Origin of the sequence: Amycolatopsis sp. H20-H5 (assembly GCF_035828755.1) — a bacterium.
Lineage (GTDB): Bacteria > Actinomycetota > Actinomycetes > Mycobacteriales > Pseudonocardiaceae > Amycolatopsis.
This window is the reverse complement of the sequence record NZ_JAYMZS010000060.1, coordinates 27,734-53,150: the sequence shown is the minus strand read 5'-3', so window position 1 is coordinate 53,150 and position 25,417 is coordinate 27,734. Positions and strand designations below refer to the sequence as shown.

General features: G+C 67.9%; 20 protein-coding genes. 16 read left to right on the top strand and 4 right to left on the bottom strand.

What is annotated here, in order from left to right:
- Positions 1–890 precede the first annotated feature (890 nt).
- The 5 genes from rpoB to QMK34_RS28350 all read left to right on the top strand — a co-directional run bounded on the left by rpoB (position 891) and on the right by QMK34_RS28350 (position 11,619).
- Positions 891–4,391, top strand: a complete 3,501-nt coding sequence (gene rpoB / locus QMK34_RS28370; protein ID WP_326417548.1) for a DNA-directed RNA polymerase subunit beta — start codon at positions 891–893, stop codon at positions 4,389–4,391.
- A 90-nt stretch (positions 4,392–4,481) separates the two neighbouring features.
- Positions 4,482–8,393 carry a DNA-directed RNA polymerase subunit beta' gene (locus QMK34_RS28365; RefSeq protein ID WP_326417547.1) on the top strand — a complete coding sequence of 1,304 codons (3,912 nt, stop codon included), beginning with the start codon at positions 4,482–4,484 and terminating at the stop codon, positions 8,391–8,393.
- Positions 8,394–8,575: 182 nt separating this feature from the next.
- Positions 8,576–10,333 carry a SpaA isopeptide-forming pilin-related protein gene (locus tag QMK34_RS28360; RefSeq protein ID WP_326417546.1) on the top strand — a complete coding sequence of 586 codons (1,758 nt, stop codon included), beginning with the start codon at positions 8,576–8,578 and terminating at the stop codon, positions 10,331–10,333.
- A 216-nt stretch (positions 10,334–10,549) separates the two neighbouring features.
- Positions 10,550–11,158 carry a TetR/AcrR family transcriptional regulator gene (locus QMK34_RS28355; protein WP_326417545.1) on the top strand — a complete coding sequence of 203 codons (609 nt, stop codon included), beginning with the start codon at positions 10,550–10,552 and terminating at the stop codon, positions 11,156–11,158.
- A gap of 2 nt (positions 11,159–11,160) precedes the next feature.
- A complete protein-coding gene (locus QMK34_RS28350; RefSeq protein ID WP_326417544.1) occupies positions 11,161–11,619 on the top strand; it encodes an SRPBCC family protein in 459 nt (152 codons plus the stop codon).
- A 22-nt stretch (positions 11,620–11,641) separates the two neighbouring features.
- Here the strand turns inward: QMK34_RS28350 and QMK34_RS28345 are convergent, their stop codons facing one another.
- Positions 11,642–12,145 carry an Lrp/AsnC family transcriptional regulator gene (locus tag QMK34_RS28345; protein ID WP_326417543.1) on the bottom strand — a complete coding sequence of 168 codons (504 nt, stop codon included), beginning with the start codon at positions 12,143–12,145 and terminating at the stop codon, positions 11,642–11,644.
- Positions 12,146–12,239: 94 nt separating this feature from the next.
- On the opposite strand from QMK34_RS28345, the gene QMK34_RS28340 reads away from it, so the two are divergent.
- The 7 genes from QMK34_RS28340 (at position 12,240) to QMK34_RS28310 (ending at position 19,364) form a co-directional block, all read left to right on the top strand.
- Positions 12,240–13,436, top strand: a complete 1,197-nt coding sequence (locus QMK34_RS28340) for an MFS transporter (protein WP_326417542.1) — start codon at positions 12,240–12,242, stop codon at positions 13,434–13,436.
- 80 nt (positions 13,437–13,516) lie between these two features.
- Entirely contained in the window at positions 13,517–13,927 is a 411-nt protein-coding gene (locus tag QMK34_RS28335; RefSeq protein WP_326417541.1) for an SRPBCC family protein, read from the top strand.
- 640 nt (positions 13,928–14,567) lie between these two features.
- The gene (locus tag QMK34_RS28330) at positions 14,568–16,361 is read left to right on the top strand and encodes a hypothetical protein (protein ID WP_326417540.1); all 1,794 of its coding nucleotides are present in this window, start codon (positions 14,568–14,570) and stop codon (positions 16,359–16,361) included.
- Positions 16,362–16,443: 82 nt separating this feature from the next.
- Positions 16,444–18,210, top strand: coding sequence for a hypothetical protein (locus QMK34_RS28325; protein ID WP_326417539.1), 1,767 nt, complete (start codon positions 16,444–16,446; stop codon positions 18,208–18,210).
- Between the two features lie 59 nt (positions 18,211–18,269).
- Complete coding sequence (locus QMK34_RS28320) at positions 18,270–18,518, top strand: hypothetical protein (RefSeq protein WP_326417538.1); 249 nt, start codon at positions 18,270–18,272, stop codon at positions 18,516–18,518.
- Between the two features lie 36 nt (positions 18,519–18,554).
- A complete protein-coding gene (locus tag QMK34_RS28315; RefSeq protein WP_326417537.1) occupies positions 18,555–18,806 on the top strand; it encodes a hypothetical protein in 252 nt (83 codons plus the stop codon).
- A 66-nt stretch (positions 18,807–18,872) separates the two neighbouring features.
- Positions 18,873–19,364, top strand: coding sequence for an MmpS family transport accessory protein (locus QMK34_RS28310; RefSeq protein WP_326417536.1), 492 nt, complete (start codon positions 18,873–18,875; stop codon positions 19,362–19,364).
- Here the strand turns inward: QMK34_RS28310 and QMK34_RS28305 are convergent.
- The 3 genes from QMK34_RS28305 to QMK34_RS28295 all read right to left on the bottom strand — a co-directional run bounded on the left by QMK34_RS28305 (position 19,354) and on the right by QMK34_RS28295 (position 21,294).
- On the bottom strand, positions 19,354–19,902 hold the full coding sequence (locus QMK34_RS28305; RefSeq protein ID WP_326417534.1) for a GNAT family N-acetyltransferase: 549 nt from the start codon (positions 19,900–19,902) through the stop codon (positions 19,354–19,356). The genes QMK34_RS28310 and QMK34_RS28305 overlap by 11 nt on opposite strands.
- 33 nt (positions 19,903–19,935) lie before the next feature.
- Positions 19,936–20,559 carry a hypothetical protein gene (locus tag QMK34_RS28300; RefSeq protein WP_326417533.1) on the bottom strand — a complete coding sequence of 208 codons (624 nt, stop codon included), beginning with the start codon at positions 20,557–20,559 and terminating at the stop codon, positions 19,936–19,938.
- A gap of 612 nt (positions 20,560–21,171) precedes the next feature.
- The gene (locus tag QMK34_RS28295) at positions 21,172–21,294 is read right to left on the bottom strand and encodes a hypothetical protein (protein WP_326417532.1); all 123 of its coding nucleotides are present in this window, start codon (positions 21,292–21,294) and stop codon (positions 21,172–21,174) included.
- A gap of 592 nt (positions 21,295–21,886) precedes the next feature.
- Here QMK34_RS28295 and QMK34_RS28290 point away from each other — a divergent pair.
- The 4 genes from QMK34_RS28290 to fusA all read left to right on the top strand — a co-directional run bounded on the left by QMK34_RS28290 (position 21,887) and on the right by fusA (position 25,394).
- Complete coding sequence (locus tag QMK34_RS28290; RefSeq protein WP_326417531.1) at positions 21,887–22,045, top strand: hypothetical protein; 159 nt, start codon at positions 21,887–21,889, stop codon at positions 22,043–22,045.
- A gap of 344 nt (positions 22,046–22,389) precedes the next feature.
- Positions 22,390–22,764: a 30S ribosomal protein S12 gene (gene rpsL / locus QMK34_RS28285; protein ID WP_297544077.1), complete on the top strand. Its 375-nt coding sequence runs from the start codon at positions 22,390–22,392 to the stop codon at positions 22,762–22,764.
- Positions 22,764–23,234, top strand: coding sequence for a 30S ribosomal protein S7 (gene rpsG / locus QMK34_RS28280; protein WP_326417530.1), 471 nt, complete (start codon positions 22,764–22,766; stop codon positions 23,232–23,234). Before rpsL ends, rpsG begins: the two co-directional genes overlap by 1 nt.
- A gap of 63 nt (positions 23,235–23,297) precedes the next feature.
- Positions 23,298–25,394, top strand: coding sequence for an elongation factor G (gene fusA / locus QMK34_RS28275; protein ID WP_326417529.1), 2,097 nt, complete (start codon positions 23,298–23,300; stop codon positions 25,392–25,394).
- The last annotated feature ends 23 nt before the right edge of the window (positions 25,395–25,417 follow it).

Below are 25,417 nucleotides of genomic sequence, written 5' to 3'. Positions count from 1 at the left end.
GAGGCACGTGGCCCCCCACCCAACTCGACCACGACACCGACCACGTGACCCAGCCCCAGCTGTTCGCCCCAGCCACAGCGTCTCCCCGAGCCCTGCGAGGGGAGACTTCACCGCCGCGCGCCCTCTTTTAGGGCCGCCAGGCCCTCCCAACTCGCGACGGTAGGTCGCCCCCCTACAAGCAAAAGCCGCGCGTGCGCTGGGGGTCGGGGCGACCTGGCGGCGCGAGTTTGTGAGCGCGCTGGCCAAAAACACAGGCTTCTAGCCGCACCTCAGGACGCAACCAAAAACCCGCACCGCCGCTGAGCACCAGTAACAACCCAGCGGCGCAAGCAAGCACGCTGGCCGAAACAGGCCTCCAACCGCACCTCACGACGCGACCAAAAACCCGCACCGCCGCCGAGCACCAGTAACGACCCAGCGGCGCAAGCAAGCACGCTGGCCGAAACAGGCCTCCAACCGCACCCCGGGATTCACCCAAAGCCCCCGCTTATGCTGGGAGTCAGGAGCGGCTTGGCGGCGCCCGTCGGCCGGTGCGTCGGCCAAAGATGCGGTACCTCCAACTGGCGGGTCCGCTGCGTGGCATCTTGACTCCAGGCGTCTGTGGGGTCACGCTTACTGCCAACGGTGAGAACCGACCCGGCCCTTGCGGGAGGGCGGGAGGAACGAGCCGGAGAGGCATACCTGAAGACGTCGCGATGCAGGCTGGGCCCCGTCAGGAGCGCCCCCTGGACATGCCGCGCCGTACAGGCTAGACTGCTTCTTTGCGCTGCCCTCTTTCAGGCTGCCCGGAGCCGGTAGTTAGAGTAGTGGGCACACGGCACCCTTGACAGTCCGCATTAGCTGTTGCTAACGCGGCTGCTCACCGCTCATTGTCCCCGGAAGGACGCATCTTGGCAGTCTCTCCCGCGAACCAGGCCACTGCTGCGACCACATCGGCTGTATCTCGCTCGGAGTCCACGGGAATCCCGGGAGCCCCCCAGCGGGTCTCCTTCGCGAAGATTCGCGAGCCCCTCACCACCCCGAACCTGCTCGACGTGCAGATCCGGTCGTTCGAATGGTTCACCGGCGCCGAGGCGTGGTTCGAACGCCGCGTCGAGGAAGGCGAAGAAAACCCGGTCGGCGGCCTCTCCGAGGTCCTCAACGAGATCTCGCCGATCGAAGACTTCTCCGGTTCCATGTCGCTGTCCTTCTCCGACCCGCGCTTCGACGAGGTCAAGGCCTCCGTCGAGGAGTGCAAGGACAAGGACATGACGTACGCGGCCCCGCTGTTCGTGACCGCCGAGTTCGTCAACAACAACACCGGCGAGATCAAGAGCCAGACGGTCTTCATGGGTGACTTCCCGGTGATGACCGACAAGGGCACGTTCGTGATCAACGGCACCGAGCGTGTCGTCGTGTCCCAGCTCGTCCGCTCGCCCGGCGTCTACTTCGACACGAGTGTCGACAAGACGACGGACAAGGACGTCTTCGGCGTCCGCGTCATCCCGAGCCGCGGCGCCTGGCTCGAGTTCGACGTCGACAAGCGCGACACCGTCGGCGTCCGGATCGACCGCAAGCGCCGCCAGCCGGTCACCGTGCTGCTGAAGGCGCTCGGCTGGACCACCGAGGCGATCCGCGAGCGCTTCTCCTTCTCGGAGACGCTGCTGGCGACCCTCGAGAAGGACCACACCGCCGGCACCGACGAGGCGCTGCTCGACATCTACCGCAAGCTGCGTCCGGGCGAGCCCCCCACCAAGGAGAGCGCCCAGACCCTCTTGGAGAACCTGTTCTTCAAGACCAAGCGCTACGACCTGGCGAAGGTCGGCCGGTACAAGGTCAACAAGAAGCTGGGCATGGCGTCCCCGTACGACACGGGCACGCTGACCGAAGAAGACATCATCACCACCATCGAGTACCTGGTCCGGCTGCACGCCGGCGAGGAGAAGATGACGGTCGACGGTGTCGAGATCCCGGTCGAGGTCGACGACATCGACCACTTCGGCAACCGCCGTCTCCGCACCGTGGGCGAGCTGATCCAGAACCAGATCCGGGTCGGCCTCTCCCGCATGGAGCGCGTCGTCCGCGAGCGGATGACGACCCAGGACGTCGAGGCGATCACGCCGCAGACCCTGATCAACATCCGTCCCGTCGTGGCGGCGATCAAGGAGTTCTTCGGGACTTCGCAGCTGTCGCAGTTCATGGACCAGAACAACCCGCTGTCGGGGCTGACGCACAAGCGACGTCTGTCCGCACTCGGCCCCGGTGGTCTGTCCCGTGAGCGCGCCGGCATGGAGGTCCGCGACGTCCACCCGTCGCACTACGGCCGCATGTGCCCGATCGAGACCCCGGAAGGCCCGAACATCGGCCTGATCGGCTCGCTCTGCTCGTACGCGCGGGTCAACCCGTTCGGCTTCATCGAGACCCCGTACCGCAAGGTCATCGACGGTCAGGTCACCGACCAGGTCGACTACCTCACCGCGGACGAGGAAGACCGCTTCGTGAAGGCGCAGGCGAACGCGCCGATCGACGAGGAGGGCCACTTCCTCGAGGAGCGCGTCACCGTCCGTAAGAAGGGCGGCGAGGTCGAGCTGATCGACCCGTCCGACGTGGACTACATGGACGTCTCGCCGCGCCAGATGGTGTCGGTCGCGACGGCGATGATCCCGTTCCTCGAGCACGACGACGCGAACCGCGCCCTGATGGGTGCGAACATGCAGCGTCAGGCCGTCCCGCTGCTCCGCAACACGGCGCCGCTGGTCGGCACCGGCATGGAGCTGCGCGCCGCGATCGACGCCGGTGACGTGCTCGTCGCCGAGCAGGCCGGTGTGGTGGAGGAGCTCTCCGCCGACCTGGTGACGATCATGCACGACGACGGCACCCGGAAGAGCTACGGACTGTACAAGTTCCGCCGCTCGAACCACGGCACCTGCTTCAACCACCGCCCGATCGTCGACGAGGGTGACCGGGTCGAAAAGGGCCAGGTCATCGCCGATGGGCCGTCCACCGAGAACGGTGAGATGGCGCTCGGCAAGAACCTCCTGGTCGCGGTCATGCCGTGGGAGGGCCACAACTACGAGGACGCGATCATCCTCTCCGAGCGCCTGGTGCAGGACGACGTGCTCACGTCGATCCACATCGAGGAGCACGAGATCGACGCCCGCGACACCAAGCTGGGCGCCGAGGAGATCACCCGGGACATCCCGAACGTCTCCGAGGAGGTGCTCGCCGACCTCGACGAGCGCGGCATCATCCGGATCGGTGCCGAGGTCCGCGACGGCGACATCCTCGTCGGCAAGGTCACGCCCAAGGGCGAGACCGAGCTGACGCCGGAAGAGCGCCTGCTCCGCGCGATCTTCGGTGAGAAGGCCCGCGAAGTCCGCGACACCTCGCTGAAGGTGCCGCACGGCGAGACCGGCAAGGTCATCGGCATCCGCGTGTTCTCGCGCGAGGACGACGACGAGCTGCCCCCCGGTGTCAACGAGCTGGTCCGCGTCTACGTGGCCCAGAAGCGGAAGATCCAGCCGGGTGACAAGCTCGCCGGCCGTCACGGCAACAAGGGCGTCATCGGCAAGATCCTGCCCGCCGAGGACATGCCGTTCATGGAGGACGGGACCCCGGTCGACATCATCCTGAACACCCACGGTGTTCCGCGACGGATGAACATCGGCCAGGTGCTCGAACTGCACCTCGGCTGGCTGGCGTCGCAGGGCTGGAAGATCGAGGGCAATCCCGACTGGTCGAAGAACCTGAACCAGGAGCTGTTCGACGTCGACCCCGGCACGAACACCGCCACCCCGGTGTTCGACGGCGCCAAGGAAGAGGAGCTCACCGGGCTGCTCGCGGCGACCAAGCCGAACCGCGACGGCGAGCGGATGGTCAAGCAGAACGGCAAGGCCACGCTGCTGGACGGTCGCTCCGGCGAGCCGTACCCGTACCCGGTCGCCGTCGGCTACATGTACATCCTGAAGCTCCACCACCTGGTCGACGACAAGATCCACGCCCGTTCCACCGGCCCGTACTCGATGATCACCCAGCAGCCGCTGGGTGGTAAGGCGCAGTTCGGTGGTCAGCGCTTCGGTGAGATGGAGTGCTGGGCGATGCAGGCCTACGGAGCGGCGTACACGCTCCAGGAGCTGCTGACGATCAAGTCGGACGACGTGGTCGGCCGCGTCAAGGTGTACGAGGCCATCGTCAAGGGCGAGAACATCCCCGAGCCGGGTATCCCCGAGTCGTTCAAGGTGCTCCTGAAGGAGCTCCAGTCGCTCTGCCTCAACGTCGAGGTGCTGTCCAGTGACGGCGCCGCGATCGAGATGCGCGATTCGGACGACGAGGACCTCGAGCGCGCCGCGGCGAACCTGGGCATCAACCTGTCCCGCAACGAGTCGCCCTCGGTGGACGACGTCGTGCACTGACGGCTGTCTGAGGCGGGACCTGCCTGAAGTGGGTCCCGCCTCGACCGCCAACCCCTCTTTGTCGAATCAACCCCAAGGGGATGTAAAGACGTGCTGGACGTCAATTTCTTCGATGAGCTCCGGATCGGCCTCGCCACCGCTGACGACATCCGCCAGTGGTCCTTTGGCGAAGTGAAGAAGCCGGAGACCATCAACTACCGCACGCTCAAGCCGGAGAAGGACGGGCTCTTCTGCGAGAAGATCTTCGGCCCGACCCGCGACTGGGAGTGCTACTGCGGTAAGTACAAGCGTGTCCGCTTCAAGGGCATCATCTGTGAGCGCTGCGGCGTCGAGGTGACCCGCGCCAAGGTTCGCCGTGAGCGCATGGGCCACATCGAGCTCGCCGCTCCGGTCACCCACATCTGGTACTTCAAGGGTGTTCCTTCCCGCCTCGGCTACCTGCTGGACCTGGCGCCGAAGGACCTCGAGAAGATCATCTACTTCGCTGCTTACGTCATCACCGGCGTGAACACCGACCTGCGTCACACCGACCTGCCGACCCTCGAGAACGAGATCGGCGTCGAGCGCAAGAACCTCGAGACCAAGCGTGACTCGGACATCGAGACCCGTGCGCAGAAGCTCGAAGCCGACCTCGCCGAGCTGGAGGCCGAGGGCGCCAAGTCCGACGTCCGCCGCAAGGTCAAGGAAGGCGGCGAGCGCGAGATGCGCCAGCTGCGTGACCGCGCCGGTCGCGAGCTGGACCGTCTCGAAGAGGTCTGGACGACCTTCACCAAGCTGGACGTGCGTCAGCTGATCGCCGACGAGCTGCTCTACCGCGAGCTCGTCGACCGCTACGGCGAGTACTTCACCGGTGGCATGGGCGCGGAAGCCATCCAGAAGCTGGCTGCCGAGTTCGACGTCGCGGCCGAGGCCGACCACCTGCGCGACACCATCCGCAACGGCAAGGGGCAGAAGAAGCTCCGCGCGCTGAAGCGGCTCAAGGTCGTCGCGGCCTTCCAGGCCACCGGCAACGACCCGCGCGGCATGGTGCTCGACGCCGTCCCCGTGATCCCGCCGGACCTGCGTCCGATGGTGCAGCTGGACGGTGGCCGCTTCGCGACCTCCGACCTGAACGACCTGTACCGCCGCGTGATCAACCGGAACAACCGCCTCAAGCGGCTGATCGACCTCGGCGCGCCCGAGATCATCGTCAACAACGAGAAGCGGATGCTGCAGGAGGCCGTCGACGCGCTGTTCGACAACGGCCGCCGTGGCCGTCCGGTCACCGGCCCCGGTAACCGGCCGCTGAAGTCGCTGTCCGATCTGCTCAAGGGCAAGCAGGGCCGGTTCCGCCAGAACCTGCTCGGCAAGCGCGTCGACTACTCGGGCCGTTCGGTCATCATCGTCGGGCCGCAGCTGAAGCTGCACCAGTGCGGTCTGCCGAAGGACATGGCGCTCGAGCTGTTCAAGCCGTTCGTCATGAAGCGGCTGGTCGACCTGAACCACGCGCAGAACATCAAGTCCGCCAAGCGGATGGTGGAGCGCTCGCGCCCGCAGGTGTGGGACGTGCTCGAAGAGGTCATCACCGGTCACCCGGTGATGCTGAACCGCGCACCGACCCTGCACCGCCTCGGGATCCAGGCCTTCGAGCCGCAGCTGGTCGAAGGCAAGGCCATCCAGCTGCACCCGCTGGTCTGCGAGGCGTTCAACGCGGACTTCGACGGTGACCAGATGGCCGTGCACCTCCCGCTTTCCGCGGAGGCGCAGTCCGAGGCCCGCATCCTGATGCTGTCGGCGAACAACATCCTTTCGCCGGCGTCGGGCCGTCCGCTCGCCATGCCGCGACTGGACATGGTGACCGGCCTGTTCCACCTGACCCGGCTCACCGAGGGCACCGAGGGCGCGGGCAAGGCGTTCTCCTCGCCGGCCGAGGCCATCATGGCCTACGACCGCAAGGCGCTCAGCCTGCATGCTCCCTGCAAGATCCGCGTTTCGGACCGTTCGCCGGCCAAGGCCGACGAAGCCCGTCTCGCGGAAAAGGGCTGGGAGCCCGGCAAGCCGTGGCTCGCCGAGACCACCCTGGGCCGCGTGCTGTTCAACGAGCTGCTGCCGGCGGACTACCCGTTCATCAACGAGCCGATGCCCAAGAAGCGTCAGGCCCTGATCGTGAACGACCTCGCCGAGCGGTACTCGATGACCCAGGTCGCGCAGACGCTGGACCGCCTGAAGGACGCCGGTTTCTACTGGGCGACCCGCTCGGGCGTCACCATCGCCATCTCGGACGTGCTGACCCCGATCGGCAAGAAGGCCATCCTCGACGAGTACGAGGGCAAGGCCGACCAGGTCGAGAAGCGCTACCAGCGTGGTCAGCTGTCGCACACCGAGCGCAACAACGAGCTCGTCAAGGTGTGGACGCTGGCGACCGAAGAAGTCCACAAGATCATGGAAACGGCGCTGCCGGACGACAACCCGATCGCCGTGATCGTGAAGTCGGGCGCGGCGGGCAACATGACGCAGGTCCGCTCGCTGGCCGGGATGCGTGGGCTGGTGTCGAACCCGAAGGGTGAGTACATCCCGCGTCCGATCAAGGCCAACTTCCGTGAAGGCCTGTCGGTCGCCGAGTACTTCATCGCGACGCACGGTGCTCGTAAGGGCCTGGCGGACACCGCGCTGCGGACCGCCGACTCGGGTTACCTGACCCGTCGTCTGGTGGACGTTTCGCAGGACGTCATCGTCCGCGAGACCGACTGCGGGACCACCCGGGGCATCAACATGCCGATCGGTGAGACCCAGCCCGACGGCACGGTCCTGCGTGACCAGCACATCGAGACCAGCGTGTACGCCCGGAACCTCGCGGTGGACGCGGTGGACGCCAAGGGCAACGTGGTGCTGAACGCCGGCGACGACATCGGCGACCCGGCCCTCGACCAGCTCGTGGCGAGTGCCATCGCCAAGGTCAAGGTCCGCTCGGTCCTGACCTGCGAGTCGGCTGTCGGTATCTGTGCGACCTGCTACGGCCGGTCCATGGCGACCGGTCAGCTCGTCGACGTCGGCGAGGCCGTGGGTATCGTCGCGGCCCAGTCGATCGGTGAGCCCGGCACGCAGCTGACGATGCGTACGTTCCACCAGGGTGGTGTGGCCGGTGACGACATCACGACCGGTCTGCCGCGTGTGCAGGAGCTGTTCGAGGCCCGTGTCCCGAAGGGCAAGGCGCCGATCGCCGACGTCGATGGCCGCGTGCGCATCGAAGAGAGCGAGCGGTTCTGGAAGATCACGCTGATCCCGGACGACGGTGGCGAAGAGATCGTCTTCGACAAGCTGTCCAAGCGTCAGCGGCTCGCCGGCACCGCGTCCGGCCCGCTGGCGGACGGTGACAAGGTCGCCGTCGGCCAGCAGCTGCTGGAAGGTACGCCCGACCCGCACGAGGTTCTGCGGGTCATGGGTCCGCGTGAGGCGCAGATGCACCTCACCGACGAGGTCCAGAAGGTGTACCGGGCACAGGGCGTGTCGATCCACGACAAGCACATCGAGGTGATCGTCCGGCAGATGCTCCGCCGGGTCACGATCATCGAGAACGGGTCCACGGACTTCCTGCCGGGCGAGCTGCCCGAGCGGACCAAGTTCGAGGCGCGTAACCGCGCCGCGGTCGCCGAAGGCGGCGAGCCCGCTTCGGGCCGCCCGGTGCTGATGGGCATCACGAAGGCGTCGCTCACCACGGACTCGTGGCTGTCGGCGGCGTCGTTCCAGGAGACCACGCGAGTGCTGACCGACGCGGCCATCAACGGCCGTTCGGACCGCCTCGTGGGCCTCAAGGAGAACGTGATCATCGGTAAGCTGATCCCGGCCGGTACCGGAATCAACAAGTACCGCAACATCCAGGTGCAGCCGACCGAAGAGGCTCGGGTCGCGGCTTACGCGATCCCGTCCTACGACGACGGTTACTACACCCCGGACGTGTTCGGCTCCACGCCGGGCGCGGCGGTGCCGCTGGACGACTACGACTTCGGTCGCGACTTCCGCTAAGCACCACCAGTTCCACCCGAAGCGCCCCCGGTCCACTCGGACCGGGGGCGCTTCGCGTTGGGCGGGAATTCGCCTATCGCCCGAAGTGGGTATTCATCATCCGCGAACTTGGTTAGGGTGGTCCGGTTACACGCGGGTCGGGGGCTTTGCGCGTTTCCATCGGTAATCAGGGGTGTTACTGCATGACCAAATCACCAGGTGCGAGACCGATCTCGCGTTTTTTCGCCGCGCTCGCCGTGGCGTTGGCGCTGACCGGGACGTTCGCCGGATCGGCCGCGGCCGATCCGGATCCGGCACCGGCTTCCACTGTGCCATCCACTGTGCCATCCACGGCGGCGTCCACTGCGCCGTCCATCGTCGAACCGCCGCGCAGTTCCACGGCACCGGAGTCCAGCGCACCGCCCGTCGAAAGCTCGAAGCCCGCGGAGCCGAAGCCGCAGGCCGCGCCCGCCGAGCGATCGACGGTCGAGGTGTCGCTCGTCTTCGACAAGAAGTCGTACAACACCAATGAGGACGTCCGCTTCACCTTCAAGGTGACGAACGTCGGCACGACCAGGGCCGAGGGGCTCACGGTCGGCCAAACCCACGTCGACTCGACCAACTTGAGGGTTTCCGACTGGGGCCCGCTGCAGGTGGGCAAGGGCCTGGCGCTCGACCCGGGGGCGACCTACGAACTGGCGGCCTCCGGGAAGATCCAGGACATCGAACAGGACACCACGGTCGTGCAGGGTGTCATGTTCGACAAGAGCGGCATGAGCGCCAGCCAGGAGTTCAGCTTCAGCGCGCGCGTCACCAACGTGGCCGGTCACGCCGCGGGACTCGTGTACGGCGACGGGAACGGCAACGGCAAGCTCGACGACGGCGAGGAGCTGGGCGGCATCGCCCTCACCTTGCGGTACGTCAACGGCTCAGCCACGTTCAAGGTCACCAGCGGCGCCAAGGGGAAGTTCGACTTCGGGACAATCCCGTCGGCCGAGTACTACCTCGGCGGCGACGTGGTCGGCGGCTGGCTCATCCCGTTCGAAACCGTCCAGATCGGACCGGACACCAAGGACCTGAACGTCCGCGGGGTACCGCCGCTGAACGGCGCGCTGCACGCGTCGATGGCGTTCGCCAAGGACACCTACCAGGTCGGCGACCTGGCGCACGTCACCGTGACGCTGTCCAACTCCGGCAAGATCCCGCTCACCGGCATCGTGGCCGCGTGCAACCGCGTCGGCAACGACTACATCCTGCGGGGCACCGGCCCCGGCTGGGGGGATCTCGTGTGGTCGCGTGGGGTGACCATCGCGCCCGGTCAGACTCGCACGTTCGACGTGTCCGAAACGGTGCCGGAAGCCGCCTTCAACCGCGGCTACGTCGCTGCTTCCTGCGACTTCGGCTATCGCGAGGTCGACACCGAAAACCACGCGGACGCCCATGACCAGGCAACTGTGCCCGGTGGCTTCGGCGCCCTCATCGGCGACGTTGAGGTCCACTCCGGCCAGGGCTTGGCCGGGGTCAAGGTCGTGCTCACCGCCGAGCAGGCCTGTCCCGTCGTGGGCGAGCAGACGACGGACGAGAAGGGACATTTCGAGTTCCACAAGCTGGTTCCCGGGCTGAACTACAGCCTGTACTTCCTGCCCCCCGCGGGGTGGAAGATCAAGTACGACAACCCGACCTCGGTCGATGTCTACGCTCCGGAGGACCGCGCTGCTCGGGTCGGGATCGAAGTCGTGGCCGGTGACGCGCCGCTGCCGACCGTGCCCACCCAGTCCGCTGACTGCGGCAAGACCGCCACCCCCACACCGACGCCGGGCACCGGCGGTGGGCAGGCCAGTGGCAGCGGACTGGCCAGCACCGGGGTCGACGTGATCGGGCTCGGCGCGCTCGCGCTGGCCGCACTGGGCCTCGGCACGGGCCTGCTGCTCCGCGCCCGCCGACGCCGGATCGCCGGTTAGCACCGCAGTTCCGTTTCGCCAGCGTCCCCGGTCCCACAGACCGGGGACGCTTTGCGTCTAGCGGGCTAACCGCAGTCGCGTGGTCATCACCCCCGGTGCTCGCGAATCCGCCGCCCCCCGCCTGACCTGCACCGCGAGCGCGTTTAGCGGGCTAAACGTAAGTCGCCGGGGACGGTGGCTGGACGGCTGCCTAGGTGAGTGAGTACTCTCTCTCGTATGGCTGAGAGTGCGAGGGACCGGATCGTGCGGGTTGCCGTCGGGCTGTTCGCCGAGCGGGGATACGGGGCGACGAGCGTGGCGCTCATCCAGGAGGCCGCCGGCCTGGCGCCCGGGTCGGGCGCGCTCTACAAGCACTTCCGGTCGAAGGAGGAGCTGCTGGCCGCGGCGGTCGAGCGGCACGTGTCGGGGTATCAGGAGGCCGAGCGCGAGGTCCTGCCCACGATGGCCGGGGGCGATCCCCGGCAGGCGCTCGAGGCGATCGCTTACGGGCTCGTCGGCGCGCTCGAGGCCAACGCCGACCTGGTCCGTGTGACCTTCCGCGACCTCAGAGACCACCCGGAGCTGGCGGACCGCGTTTTCGACGGCGTCCTGCGGGCCCTGCACCGGACGCTCGCCGGGTGGCTCGCCGAGCAGGCCGCCGCCGGACGGCTTCGGGTCGCCGACTGCGACGCCACCGCGGCTGTGCTGTTCTCGGGCCTGTCCTACTACCGCGCGCTCGCCATCTGCACCGAGCGCGCGCCCGCCGAGATCGACGACGAACGCCTGGTGCGCGCGTGGATCGAGCTGGTGGCCCACGGATTGGTACCGAGCGAGACGGGGGACTGACCATGGTGGCGACAGGTGAGGCGAGCACGATCATCGCGAGACCGGCGGCGGACATCCTGGCGTTCATCATGGACGTCGAGGCGTACCGCGTCGTGGACCCGCGCCTGAAGACGATCAGGTGGGTCCGGCGAGCCGCCGCCGAAACCGTCTTCCGCTTCCGGCCCCGGCTGCTCGGCCTGCCGGGCCCGATGACGACTCAGCGCGTCGCGCTCACCCCGGGGGTGCGCGTGGACATCTCCCAGGTCCCCGGGCCGCTGGACCGCCTGGCCGACTTCCACGGCCTGCTCGAATGCGTCGAGCGGGAGGACGGAACCCACGTGCGCCGCCGCCTCGAGTTCCGCTTCCGCCGCCCACTGTCCTGGCTACTGGACCCACCGCTGCGGCGCTGGCTCGCCCACGACGTCCCCGCCGAACTGGCCCGCCTGAAAACCCACCTCGAGCTGCCCGGACGTTGCGTTTAGCGGGCTAACCGCAAACGCCGGGTCAGCGCTTCCAGCCGTTGTCGCTGGTCGCGCGCAGGAAGTCGGCGGCGGGCGGTTCGACGGGTCGGCCCTCGTACTGGGTCGACAGGACGATCGACGAACGCAACTCGCCGTGCCGGCCCAGCCGTTCGCAGAGTCCCTCGAAATGCTCCAGCGAGGCCACCCGGACCTTGACCATCGCGCAATGGTCGCCGCTGAGCTTATGGAGCTCGACCACCTCCGGGTAGTCCTCGGACTTGCTGGTCTTGAGCAGGCAGGTGGCGAGTGAGCACCGCATCTCTACGAACGCCATCATCGGGTAGCCCGCCTGCCGCGCGTCGACCTGAGCCCGGTAGCCGGTGATCACCCCGGTCTCCTCCAGCCGCCGGATCCGGTCGGCCACCGCCGGCGCGGAGAGGTTGATCCGGCGGCCGAGCTCCTTGAACGACAGCCTGCCGTCGTTCTGCAGCTGATCGAGCAGCTGCCAGTCCACGTTGTCGAGCGGTTTGTCCGGTCGGAAGGTCATACGGTCCATCTTCCTTCCAAGTGGACGCCCACGGGCTCGAAAGTCCGTTGAAAGGCCCTTCGAACGGCTGATCGACCTCTCTAGCATTCTGGACATGGGGAATGCGGTGGTGCTGGGGCGGACGAAGTCGATGGTGTCGGTGTTCGCGGGGGTCGCGGCGATGAACACGGCCATGGTGGGGGCGACCACGGCCGGAGCGCTGATCGTCGCTCAGCGGAACGGCCCGAGCTGGAGCGGCCTGCCCGCCACCGCGAGTGTGCTCGGCACGGCTGCGGGCGCGCTTGGCGCCGGTGTCCTGATGGCCCGTCGCGGCGGCCGGTTCACCCTGTCCACCGCCTACGGCCTGGCGGTCGCGGGCGGAATCATCGCCTTCGCCGGAGCTGTGCTGTCGGTGCTCGTAGTGTTGCTGGCGGGGATCGTGCTGCTGGGGATCGGCAACGCCGGCGCGCAGCTGTCCCGCTACGTGGCCGCCGATCTCTACCCGGAGCAGCGCCGCGGGTTCGCGGTGTCCACCATCGTCTGGGGCGGGACGGTCGGGGCGCTGGCCGGACCGGCGCTGATCGCCCCGGCTTCGGGCCTCGCCGTCCGGCTCGGGCTGCCGTCGCTGTCCGGGCCGGTCGCCGTGTCGGCGTTGACCGCCATCGTCGCGATGGCGGCGATCCTGACGCTGCCGCGAGAGATACCGCGGACACCCGAAGCACGGCCCGCGCCGATGTCGTTCCCGATCAGGGCGGCCCTGCGGCGGCCGGTGGTGCTGCGGCCGCTCGTCGCGATGATCGCGGCCCAGCTGGCCATGGTCGCGGTGATGACGATGACTCCGCTCCAGCTGCAGGCCCACGGGCACGGCCTCGGGGTGGTCGGCTGGGTGCTGAGCGCGCACATGATCGGCATGTTCGCGCTGGCGCCGCTGTCCGGCCGGATCGCCGATCGCTGGGGCGGGCAGGTCGCGATCAACTGCGGCCTCGGCACGCTCGCCGTCGCGGCGGCGACAGCGGTGGGAGCGCCCACCGCGCACACGTCCGGCCTGCCGCTCGCCCTGTTCCTGCTCGGCTACGGCTGGAACCTCGTGTTCGTAGGCGGGAGCAGCCTGCTCAGCCGCGACCTGCCCGTCGAAGAGCGCGCCCGCCTCCAGGGCATGGTCGACGCGCTCGTGTGGGGCGCGTCCGCCCTGGCCAGCCTGGCCGCCGGGCTGCTGTTCGCCGACGGCGGTTACGTCCTCGTCGCCGTCGTCGGCGGCGTGCTCGCCCTCCTCCCGTTCACCCTGCTCACCACCCGCCGCGAGCGCATTTAGCGGGCTAACTGTCCCCGGCGACCTGCGGTTAGCGGGCTAAACGCGGCGCTGAGCATGGCTAAGTAACTAGACTCCGGGGGATGGGACGAGCAGTGACCAGGGCAGTGTCCATCGCCGCGCCGCGGCCGCTGGTGTTCGCGGTGGTCGCGGATCCGACGACACTGCCCCGGTACGCGCCGGGCTTCGCGAAGTCGGTGACGCCGGACGGCGACGCGTGGATCGCCGAGACGGCCAGGGGCGCGCTCCGGCTGGAGGCGCTGCTCGACGCGGGGGCGGGCACGGTCGACCTCCGGCTGACAGCGGCCGACGGCGGCGAGTCGACGGTCTTCACCCGGGTCGTCCCGAACGGTGCCCAAAGCGAGTTCGTCTTCACCCTCCTGCTGCCCGATTCGGCGTCCGATACCGCTGTCGCTGAGCAGGGGGCAATCGTCGAACAGGAACTTACGTTGCTCAAAGCGCTCTGCGAAGGAGCCTGGCACTCGAAGCTCTGAGTGTCAAATCGCCGGTCGCCAGGAGTCGAAGTTCCCGAGACCGGGTAACAAAAAGATCACGGTGTCAGGGCTTTGAGTAGGCGGTCGAACGGTCCTGGTCACGCATCGTCATGCCGCCTGATGACCTAACGGCCATTATGCGGAAAGGACTCACCCGTTCGGGCTAGCAGCGTGCGGCAAACGCTCTCAGGTGGTGGGAAAGTCACCTGTGCGAGCGAAGTCCCATTCTTTGATCACGAGATTGACACCGAGTTCACTTCGCAAGAGTATTTCGCCCATGTCCTCTCCTGTCGCCCTGGTGTGGCGCCGGCACGTCGACTTGCGACAGCAAGCGAGCGCGCTGTGTATGGATTCCTGAACTGACTCATCCCGTCGCGACCCGCTGAATCCGCCCGCCCAGTCCCGGGCGGGCGAGTTCTTCGTGGCGCTGACATTTTCCGCTGCCCGTAAGGCTTTGTCGTCCTCAAGGCCGGGCGGCCATCTGCTTTCCCCTGGCACCCGCGTTCCGTCGTCGTGCGCGAAAACGCGAAAAACGCGAAAAAAGGGGAGAGGTGTGCCTATTCCTGGCGCCTTTCGCAATAAACAGGGAGAACGAATGCTATCCAACTCGCCGAAGTGGCGAAAAGTGGTGATAGGCGCCATGGCGGCGGCACTCGCCGTCGGCGCGGTGACCTACACGGGGTCGGCCACCAGCGCCTACGCCGACGTCAAGGTCGTCACCGACGCCAAGACCGCCGCCGACGGCAAGCAGTACTGGGTGCAGAACCACCTGGTACAGAAGGATCTCGCGGCCTCAGCGAGGTCCGCCACCGGCACCCCCAAGAAGTGGCTCCTGGTCTGGGCCGGTGACGAGAACATCGCCGACACCCTGGTCAAGGACGTCAAGAACCTGCCGGGCTCGCTCGGTGGCGGCCTCAACAAGATCAAGAACGCGCTGCCCGGCCCCGACTTCCTGGCGGTCATCGACGCCACCCAGGGGTCGCCGACCTACGGCAAGGTGGTCAACACCGCGACGGTCGGACCGCTCGTCGAGAACGAGCCGCACCACATGCAGTACGTGTGGCACAAGGGCGACACGATCTACGCCGGTGCGCTCTTCGCGGCCGCCACCTACGCCTTCGACGTCAGCGCGCTGCCGCAGTTGAAGCTCAAGGGCGTCAGCCTGCCCACCCAGACGCTCGGCGGTTCCGTGCCGGACGCCTACTGGGTGCTCAAGGACGGCACCGCCTACGGCACCTACATGGGTGGCCCGGTCGTGCCCGGTCCGTACGTCTACCAGGACGGTTCCACCCAGGTCGGCAACGGCTTCGCGGGCAGCCCCGGCGAGGTCGTGCACTTCGACCAGAACGCCCAGGTGCTCTCACAGTCCCCGGCGGCGACCCCGCAGGGCGACAACCGGAAGCTGTGCGACAACCTGCCGCAGCTCGGCAAGCCCACCTGCGCCAACCCGCACGGCATCCAGGCCCGCGAGGACCTGAACACGCTGGTCACCAGTGACTACGCCGAGCCGCGCAACATCATCCTGGACCCGGTCAAGCAGCCGTCGCCGTACCTGCGCCGCCCGACCGTCCGGACCTGGGACATCTCCGACCGCAATGACCCGAAGCTGAAGTCGGTGTCCTACCTGCAGGACGGTCCGCGCGCCGATCCCGCGGACCCGCTGCACGCCGAAAGCCGCGCGGTCATGGAAACCACGGTGACAAACCTGCCCGGTCACAAGGGCGCGTTCGCCCAGACCATGCAGGGTGGCGCGGTCTTCTACACGCCGGACATCACCGCGGCCGAGCCGCACTGGCGTGAGGTGTTCGACGACGGGTCGGCCAACAAGGCGATCTACCCGAACAACGACTCGAACGGCGCCAGCTCGAACGGCGGCTGGATCCAGACCAGCCCCGACGACAAGTACCTCTACCGCGCGATCGTCGGGCGTCAGAAGGGCACCCTGTCCGCGGACGACCCCGGCACCACCGGCGGCGTCTACGTCCTCGACATCCAGAAACTCCTCGCCGCGGGTGACGACTACAAGGGTGCGATCGACACCAAGGAAAAGGCCCAGCAGGGCGGCGGGGACGACCTGCCGACCGTCGTGGGTGCGGCACCGATCAACCCGGGTACGCCCGGCGCGGGCCCGCACTGGGGTGCGTACGACAACTTCGTGCTCGGCGACGACGGCTTCTACCACGAAACCAAGCAGCCGCAGCACCTCGCGGTGTCGAACTACTTCGTCGCGCGGTCCGGTTTGGACGGTGACCACAAGGTGAACCTGCTGAACCTGGGCGAGGACGGGAAGATCTCGGTCGACCAGAACTTCCGGGACGAGTTCACCGGGCAGGTCGGCCTCAACTTCAACCGGAAGTCCTGGCCCCACGGGGACTTCGGCAACGCGAAACCGCACTCCGAGCTGTTCGTGGTCGCGGATTCGGATCTCAAGTAGCCCTCCCGGCGCGACCGGTCCTCCGGTGACGGCACGTCCGTCACCGGAGGACCTCCGCCGGACCCTTTCCCCGGAAGGCCCCATGGATCACCACGACATGACGGCGAGCTCAGGCTCCGCCGGGGTGGACGCGGCCGCGCTCGTGCTCCGGCTCGTGCTGCTGCTCGCCACCGCTTTCCTTGCCGGTACTGGGTTTCTGCGGCCGCTGGTCGCCGAAGTGCCACGACGGCTCTTCGGCACGGTTGCGGGACTCGGTGCCGTTTCCGCGGCGCTCGCGGTGGTTTCGGCCGTGCCGGTCGATGTCAACGTCGTCGCACTGGTAGTCCATGTCGTACTCGCACTGTCGATCCCGGTGCTGCTCCGGTGGTGGCCGTCGCCGGGCCGCTGGGCGTCGGTGGCGCTGATCGTCCTGGTGGTGCTGGAGACGTCACTGGGCCGCTCCGGCACCGACACCGGCGTTGAATTCGCCGTCAACACCGTCTTCGTCGCCGCGGCCGCTGTCTGGTTCGGCGTCACCGTCCTGTTGGCGTGGGTGCCGGTGGATCAGTGGCGTACCAGCAACTTCCGCCTCGGCCCGCTGTCGCTGACCCTCGGCGGGCTGCTCGCGATCGCGGGCGCCACTCAGCTCGCGCTGTCCGGGGTCGGGTTCGATCGCAGGCTTTACGGCACGCTGTTCGGCGTCTCGCTGGTGGTGATCGTGGTCCTGCCGATCGCGGTCACCGTGGTCGCGGGTTTCTTCCAGCGCGACGTCCGGGTGTACCGCTTCGGCGTCGTGGGCGTCGCCATCGGGTTTGTCGCGTGGAGCGCCCTCGCCGCCATCCCGCGCCCGCCCGCCCTGCCCGTCCCCGGAGTCCCGTTGCTGGCGGCCGTCGTCGCCGGGGGAGCGCAGGTCCCGGTGCTGGTCAGCCCGCAACGGCCGGGCCGCAACCTGGTGCATTTCCCCGCCAGCGCCGGGGACGACCTGTCCGCCGGGCTCGAAGGCGGGCTGGTCACCAAGGCCATCTCTCGCCCCGGCGCGGAGGGGACCTGGGCCGAGGTCGACCTGCCCGAGGGCCGGAGTGACCTGGTGATCAGCAGGGGCGACGCCCGCACCACCGTCGAGGTGGACGCGGGCAGCGCGCCCGGCCCGGTGATCGCCGACGCCGATGCCCCCGAGTGCGCCGGTGCGGCCCTCGGCGGCCTGATCGGCGAGCGTCACGAGGTCCTCACGACCTGCCCGTCCGATGCCCTTTCGCCGGAGGACAGCGGATCGCTGGTCAAGCTCGTCGAGTTCCTCGCGGGCCGCAAACCGTCCGCGATCACGCTGGTCGAGGACAGTTCCTCGCGCAGCGTCGCCGCGGCGAAGCTCGTGCGCGAAACGGCCGCTCGCACCGGGCTCCCGGTGCAGGCGACCGCGGGGCCCGACACCGCGCTGGTCGTCGTTTCGGGCTGGGCGGCCGGGTACACGGCGATGAGCAGGGCCGCGGAATCCCAGCGGCTCCAGCCCACCCACCAGTACGGCCTGTACTTGGCGCCCTGGCTGCTGAACGGACCGATCGTGAACGCCGTCGCGAGCGCGTCCCTGCCGCTGCGATTCGATCCCCGCGAGCAGCTCGCGGTGTCCTACGCCGTCGCGTCCGGCAACACCTTCGGCGGTGAGAGTCCCACTCTCGGCGGCTTCCGCGCCTGGCTCGGCGACAACTGGCGCGCCGTCAACGGCGAGGTCCAGATCTTCGCCGCGGCGCAGGTCAACGCCATGCCGATGTACCCGAACGAACCGCACGCCACCGGCATGGTGATGAACCGCGACTACGCGGGGCAATGGGTGCCCGACGGCACGATCGTGCCGGTGAGCAACGCCCTGCGGTGAGACTTCCGCCCGGTCATGGGCGGCAGGACAAGAACCCCCGATACCCAGGAGATGAATCCATGAAGCGCATCGCCGCCCGTGTCGTGCTTCCGATCGCCGCCGCCGCGGCCCTGACCGGCCTGGCCGGGGGGATCGCGACCGCCGCCCCGGCGCCGGGGCTGCCGTCCCTGCCCGCGCTGCCGACCTCGGGCGCCCCGGCGATCTGGGCAGTTCCCGGCCTCGACGCGGGCGGGCTGCTCGGCCCGTCGGTCCAGGCGCCGACCCAGCTGCTGGCCCCGGTCTTCGGGCTCATCACGCTGGTTTCGTAGCAAATCCCCTTGTTTGCCAACAAAAAGGAGTCACCGATGAAGAAGAACCTCGCCTGTCTCGTCGCGGGCGCGACGCTCGCGGGTATCGCCGTCCTCGGCGCGGCCGTGCCTGCCCTCGCGTCCACTCAGGACACTCCCGGCGGCGTCGTGGTCGTCGACCAGCCCGACACGACCAACCTGAACAACCTCTGGACGTTCGCCCCGGCGGGAGTGCCGCTGCTCGGCCTGCTGCAGTCGGTCAACGGCGTCCCCGGCAAACTGCTGCCGACTCCCACTGGCGGCTACTGACCGAGCGCCGGGCGCGGCCCTCACCCGGTGAGGGCCGCGCCCGTGCCTCCGACTTGAGGAGCCCGGATGGCTGACAGACAGTTGCTCGCCCGTCTCGGCGTGGCCGTCGTGGTGGTCGGCGCCCTGGCCGGCGGGGTGGTCCTGCTGACCGGCGGGGACGACCCGCCACCGCAGGCCGTCGCCGTGGTCGGCGAGCCCCCGCCCGCCGTGCCCGCGTCGTCGCGGCCGCCGGACCAGACCGTCACGCGGACGCCGTCTGCCGAAACACCGCAGCCCGCGAACGACTGGCGGATCACGTACGAACTGACCGGCTCGGGCACCGCGACGCTCGTCTACGACGAGAACGGCCTGGGCCTCGTGCACCAGGAGCTGGCCGTGCCGCTGCCATGGCGCAAGGAGCTCACCTGGCAGAACACCGGCGTCCCGCCCCGCGTCCAGCTGCAGGGCCAAGGCGACGGCAGACTCGAGTGCCGGATCACCGTCCGCGGCTCGCTGGTGACCTCGGACAAGGCCGCGAAAGGTGACGTCGTCACCTGCGCGGGCAAGCTCACTCCGTAGCGCCCTGACCTGCGTTTAGCGGGCTAAACGCAGGCGCCGGGGCGCTGACCTGGGCGAGGTTCTTCGAGAACCAGTGGTCGGCGTACTTGCCGTTGTTGAAGGGCTCGACCTCGACGTAGCCGGTGCGCGCGTACAGCGCACGGGCCTCGACGAGGTCCTTCCGGGTGTCCAGCCGCATAACCCTCGCGCCCATACCCCTCGCCGCGTCCTCCGCGGCCGCGACGAGCCGCTCGCCGCCGCGCTGCCCCCGGGCGTCCGGCCGCACGTACATCCGGGTGAGCAGCGTCAGGCCGTCCTCGACCAGCCGGGTGCCAACGCAGCCGGCGAGCGAGCCGTCGTCCCGCCGGGCGACCAGGAGCACCCCGGTCGGCGGCATCAGGTCGGCGTGGGAGTCCTCGGCCAGCGCGGTGTCCACCTCGGCGTCCGTGGCGGGACGGCCGTAGTAGCGCGAGGCGACGTCCGTCATGTACTCGCGCAGCAGGCCGACGGCGTCGGGATGGTCGACGGGGAGGGGGCTGATGGTCCAGCGTTCGGTCACCCGGCAATCCTCGCCGACCTGTCCACCGATTTCTCAGGGCCGGTACTGCCAGGTGTACCCGGGCAGCGCGCATACGAAGTCGACCAGGAACCCGGCCGTCCCGTCGACGTCGTCGAGCACGAGCCGCCGGGTGCCCGACGTGAGCGCGACGGAGTTCAGCAACGCGAACTGGCCGGGCGTGCGCGGATCACCGAGCAGCCACTGCACCACCTGCGGTGTGAGTACGCCGCGGGCGAAGTCCGGATGCTCGCAGTAGACGGTGAACCGATCGTCGAACGGCGGATAGCCGGTGGCCACCGTGCCCGGTGCCTGGAACGTCGTCGTCGGCCGCTTGATCGTGGCGAGCATGCTCTTCAGCGAGGTGTCGAAGCTCAGCGCGGGCACCGGCGGCGTCCAGGTCTGCACCATGTGGCCCGTCCCGGCCGTCTGTTCGCCGGTCCGGTACTCGAAGGCCAGCACCGCGTGGTCTCGAAGCCGCAGCTCGACGGCGTATTCGTACGGCGCCGCCTGCGCGGTCAGATGCGTCATCGTGGTGCGCTGACGAGCGTTGGGGAAGTACCCGAAGCTCGGCGCACGGCCATCCCCGGCCAGGAAGAGCGCGGCGTTGTGCCGTTTCGCCCACTCCTGAGGAGTCGCTTCCCGCCGCGCCCGAGCCATCCCCGGATCGTACGGTCAGTGCCCGCCCACCGGCAGCCCGCGAGGCGGAGCGGTCTCCATGAACCAGTGCAGGAATCCGGCGTCACCACTGCCGCCCCGAACCGCGGATCCTCCGCTGATCAAGAGAGGGGTCGCGAGCTACTCCTGTGGTTGTGGGGCCTCGATGTCGCCGCGTTCCCAGAACCTCTGTGGAAGTAGCTTCTCCACATCGGCCTGTTCTGATGAAGGGGCCTTTTGCGAGGTTGAGTCGAGGGAAGGTCCCCTTCAGTCGCGACCCCAGGCTTGCCGTGTGCCCTGATGGGAGCCTTCACGGCGTTTAACGCTGTCATGGTGGCCTTCAGGGCACGCGCGAAACGGTCGTGGCGGTATGAAACGGGCGAATGGGCAGACTTTCCGTCCTTTGTGGAGGGTAGGCGGCTTCGAGGGCGCGCTCACGATAGGTCGATTCGATCGCCCTAGTGCGGAGCTCTCGTTTCAACGGGGTCCCAGGAGCGGCGTCGGAAGTGAGTCCGGTTGTGGGCTGAGACTTGCCGTAGCTCTTGTGAAAGGTGTCGCCAGTGTCACGAGCGACACTGGCCATCCAGTATTTGTCCTCGAGTTCCGAAGCGACTCCTATGCCGACGTGATCTTGGCCAGACCGCAGGACTGGTTGCCGACGTCGGCCTGGCCGACCGTGTCTTTGATCTTCGCGCTCTGCTCGCGGTACTTGCCGAGGCCGCCCGCGTAGGCGCGCAACGCGAGGATGTCGACGTGGAAGCCGGGGTCGTTGCTCGTCGCGGGCGAACTCGTCGGCGCTGAGGAACGACTGCTCCGAGAAGTCCTCGGCGGGAGCAGTGGAAGTGGTGGGCGCTGGCGACGGGGGAGCTTCTTCCGTCATCTTCGCCCGGAGCTCGGCGACGGCCTGCGCCAATGTCGACATCACCGCCGCGGACAGTGCCTGTGGCGTTTGCCTCAGCGCGTCCTCGGTGAAGCGGACGTCCAGTACGGCTCCACCTGGTCCGGCGACCACGGTCACTCCCCCCCCGGTCGGGTGAGGTTGCGGTGACTTCGAGCTGTCCCAGTTCGGCCTCGACTGGAACTGCTCGAACTCCGCCACGAGCTGGTCGAACCCGGCTGACATGCCGCCTCCCCTAAAGCCGTATCGCACAGGTGTCACTGCTCACATGGTGACCCTTTCGGCCGGGTGCCCGCACGGATTGCGGTTTCGGATCCGGCGGTCTCACCCGTTCGTGCGGTGGGTAGCGTGTCCCGGCGCAGGGGAGTGGCAGTTCGCAGGTGCACCACATCGGCCGCCACAGGAACAAAACGAGGAGGGCGAGAGGGCGTCGTGAACACCGAGCAGGACCAATCGCAGGACGAAGCGAAGCCGGAGACCAGGCCGGGCCGCCACGCGGCGCCGGAGGGCGCCGCCGTGCACCCGCTCATCGATCCGGCTCGCGATCCCCATCCCGGCCGGGCGGATCACGCCAAGCCGGACGAGGACTGAGCCGCCGGGGACACCGGGTCCGCCCGTCGTGAGAACGCCGCGGTGGACCGTCCACGGCGGGTAGGCTGGAGGTTCTCCCTCCTTCGCACCCCCCGATTTGGTCGTCCCAGATGACGGCGGGTATCTTTGGAGACCGTGCCCGGCAGGTGTCGGGCCACTCCGTGTGCCGTGCGGCATGGACGGGGTGCTCAGGCACCCGGTCACCGGCTTCGCCAACACGGGGTCCGACGGAAAATCCCTACGGGAAGTTACCGGTCGAAAGACCGTGACACGGGCCGACACGCCCGACCGCGGGGGCCGGAGAACCACGAACTGAGCAAGATCTCGAACAGAAAGCTGGTCCATTGCCCACGATCCAGCAGCTGGTCCGAAAGGGCCGCCAGGACAAGGCTGCCAAGCAGAAGACCGCGGCCCTCAAGGGGAGCCCGCAGCGGCGTGGCGTGTGCACTCGCGTGTACACCACGACCCCCAAGAAGCCGAACTCGGCGCTTCGCAAGGTCGCTCGTGTGAAGTTGACCAGCGGCATCGAGGTCACCGCCTACATTCCCGGTGAGGGACACAACCTCCAGGAGCACTCCATGGTGCTCGTGCGTGGCGGTCGTGTGAAGGACTTGCCGGGTGTTCGCTACAAGATCATCCGCGGTTCCCTCGACACCCAGGGTGTGAAGAACCGTAAGCAGGCGCGCAGCAAGTACGGCGCGAAGAAGGAGAAGAGCTAATGCCCCGCAAGGGACCGGCCCCGAAGCGGCCGCTGATCTCCGACCCCGTCTACGCCTCCCCGCTGGTCACCCAGCTGGTGAACAAGGTGCTGAAGGACGGCAAGCGTTCCCTGGCCGAGCGCATCGTTTACGGCGCGCTCGAAGGCGCCAAGGAGAAGACCGGCACCGACCCGGTCGTCACCCTGAAGCGTGCGCTCGACAACGTGAAGCCCTCCATCGAGGTGAAGAGCCGCCGCGTCGGTGGTGCCACCTACCAGGTGCCGATCGAGGTCAAGCCGGGCCGCTCCACGACTCTCGCCCTGCGCTGGCTGGTGTCCTTCTCCGCGGCTCGCCGCGAGAAGACCATGATCGAGCGCCTGCAGAACGAGCTGCTCGACGCGAGCAACGGCCTCGGGGCCAGCGTCAAGCGCCGCGAGGACACGCACAAGATGGCCGAGTCCAACAAGGCCTTCGCGCACTACCGCTGGTGATCATCGCCCGGAGGCCATCCATAGCCTCGCCGGGCCCCAAGTTTGAGACAGGGGAACACTCTCGTGGCACGTGACGTGCTGACCGACCTGAACATGGTCCGCAACATCGGCATCATGGCGCACATCGATGCCGGTAAGACCACCACCACCGAGCGGATCCTGTTCTACACCGGGGTCAACTACAAGATCGGCGAAGTCCACGACGGCGCCGCGACGATGGACTGGATGGAGGAGGAGCAGAAGCGGGGCATCACCATCACCTCGGCTGCCACCACCACCTTCTGGGCCGACCACCAGATCAACATCATCGACACCCCTGGCCATGTCGACTTCACCGTCGAGGTGGAGCGTTCGCTCCGCGTCCTCGACGGTGCCGTCGCCGTCTTCGACGGCAAGGAAGGTGTCGAGCCGCAGTCCGAGCAGGTCTGGCGTCAGGCGGACAAGTACGAGGTTCCTCGTATCTGTTTCGTCAACAAGATGGACAAGCTCGGCGCGGACTTCTACTTCACGGTGAAGACCATCGAGGACCGCCTCGGCGCCCGGCCGCTGGTCATCCAGCTGCCGATCGGTGCCGAGAACGCCTTCGAAGGTGTCATCGACCTGGTCCGCATGAAGGCGCTGACCTGGCGTGGTGACGTCCAGAAGGGCGAGGACTACGCGGTCGAGGAGATCCCGGCCGAGCTTGCCGACAAGGCAGCGGAGTACCGGGAGAAGCTGGTCGAGGCCATCGCCGAGACCGACGACGCGTTGATGGAGAAGTTCCTCGACGGCGGCGAGCTGACGGAAGCCGAGCTGAAGGCCGGTATCCGCAAGCTCACCATCGCCCGCGAGGCCTACCCGGTGCTCACCGGTTCCGCGTTCAAGAACAAGGGCGTTCAGCCCATGCTCGACGCGGTCATCGACTACCTGCCGACGCCGCTGGACGTTCCCGCTGTGGAGGGCATCCTCCCCAACGGCGACACCGCGCTGCGCAAGCCGAACACCAGCGAGCCGTTCGCGGCTCTCGCGTTCAAGATCGCCGCGCACCCGTTCTTCGGCAAGCTGACCTACATCCGGGTCTACTCGGGCAAGATCAGCAAGGGCTCCCAGGTCGTCAACGCGACCAAGGAGCGCAAGGAGCGCATCGGCGGCCTGTTCCAGATGCACTCCAACAAGGAGAACCCGGTCGAAGAGGGTCAGGCGGGCCACATCTACGCCGTCCAGGGCCTCAAGGACACCACGACCGGTGACACCTTGGCCGACCCGCAGAACCCGATCGTGCTCGAGTCCATGACGTTCCCCGCGCCGGTTATCCGCGTCGCGATCGAACCGAAGACGAAGGCCGACCAGGAGAAGCTGTCGATCGCCATCCAGAAGCTGGCCGAGGAAGACCCCACCTTCCAGGTCAACCAGGATGAAGAGACCGGCCAGACGATCATCGCGGGTATGGGTGAGCTGCACCTCGAGGTGCTGGTGAACCGGATGAAGTCCGACTACAAGGTCGAGGCGAACATCGGCAAGCCGCAGGTCGCCTACCGCGAGACGGTGCGCAAGACGGTCGAGAAGTTCGACTACGTGCACAAGAAGCAGACCGGTGGTTCCGGTCAGTTCGCGAAGGTCATCGTCCGGCTCGAGCCGCTCGAGTCCACCGACGGTGCTCTCTACGAGTTCGTCAACAAGGTCTCCGGTGGCCGCGTGCCGCGGGAGTACATCCCGGCGGTCGACGCTGGCGCGCAGGACGCGATGCAGAACGGCGTCCTGGCCGGCTACCCGCTCGTCGGGCTGAAGTTCACCTTGCTGGACGGTGCGTACCACGAGGTCGACTCTTCGGAAATGGCCTTCAAGATCGCCGGCTCCATGGCGATGCGTGAAGCCGCCAAGAAGGCCGGTCCGGTCATCCTCGAGCCGGTCATGGCCGTCGAGGTGACCACACCCGAGGACTACATGGGTGACGTGATCGGCGACCTCAACTCCCGCCGTGGCCAGATCCAGGCCATGGAGGAGCGCGCAGGCACCCGCGTCGTCAAGGCCGTGGTGCCGCTGTCGGAGATGTTCGGCTACGTCGGCGACCTGCGGTCCCGCACCCAGGGCCGGGCGAACTACTCCATGGTGTTCGACTCCTACGCAGAGGTTCCCGCGAACGTCGCGAAGGAAATCATCGCGAAGGTGACGGGGGACTAGTCCCTCCTCGCACGCGGGCATAA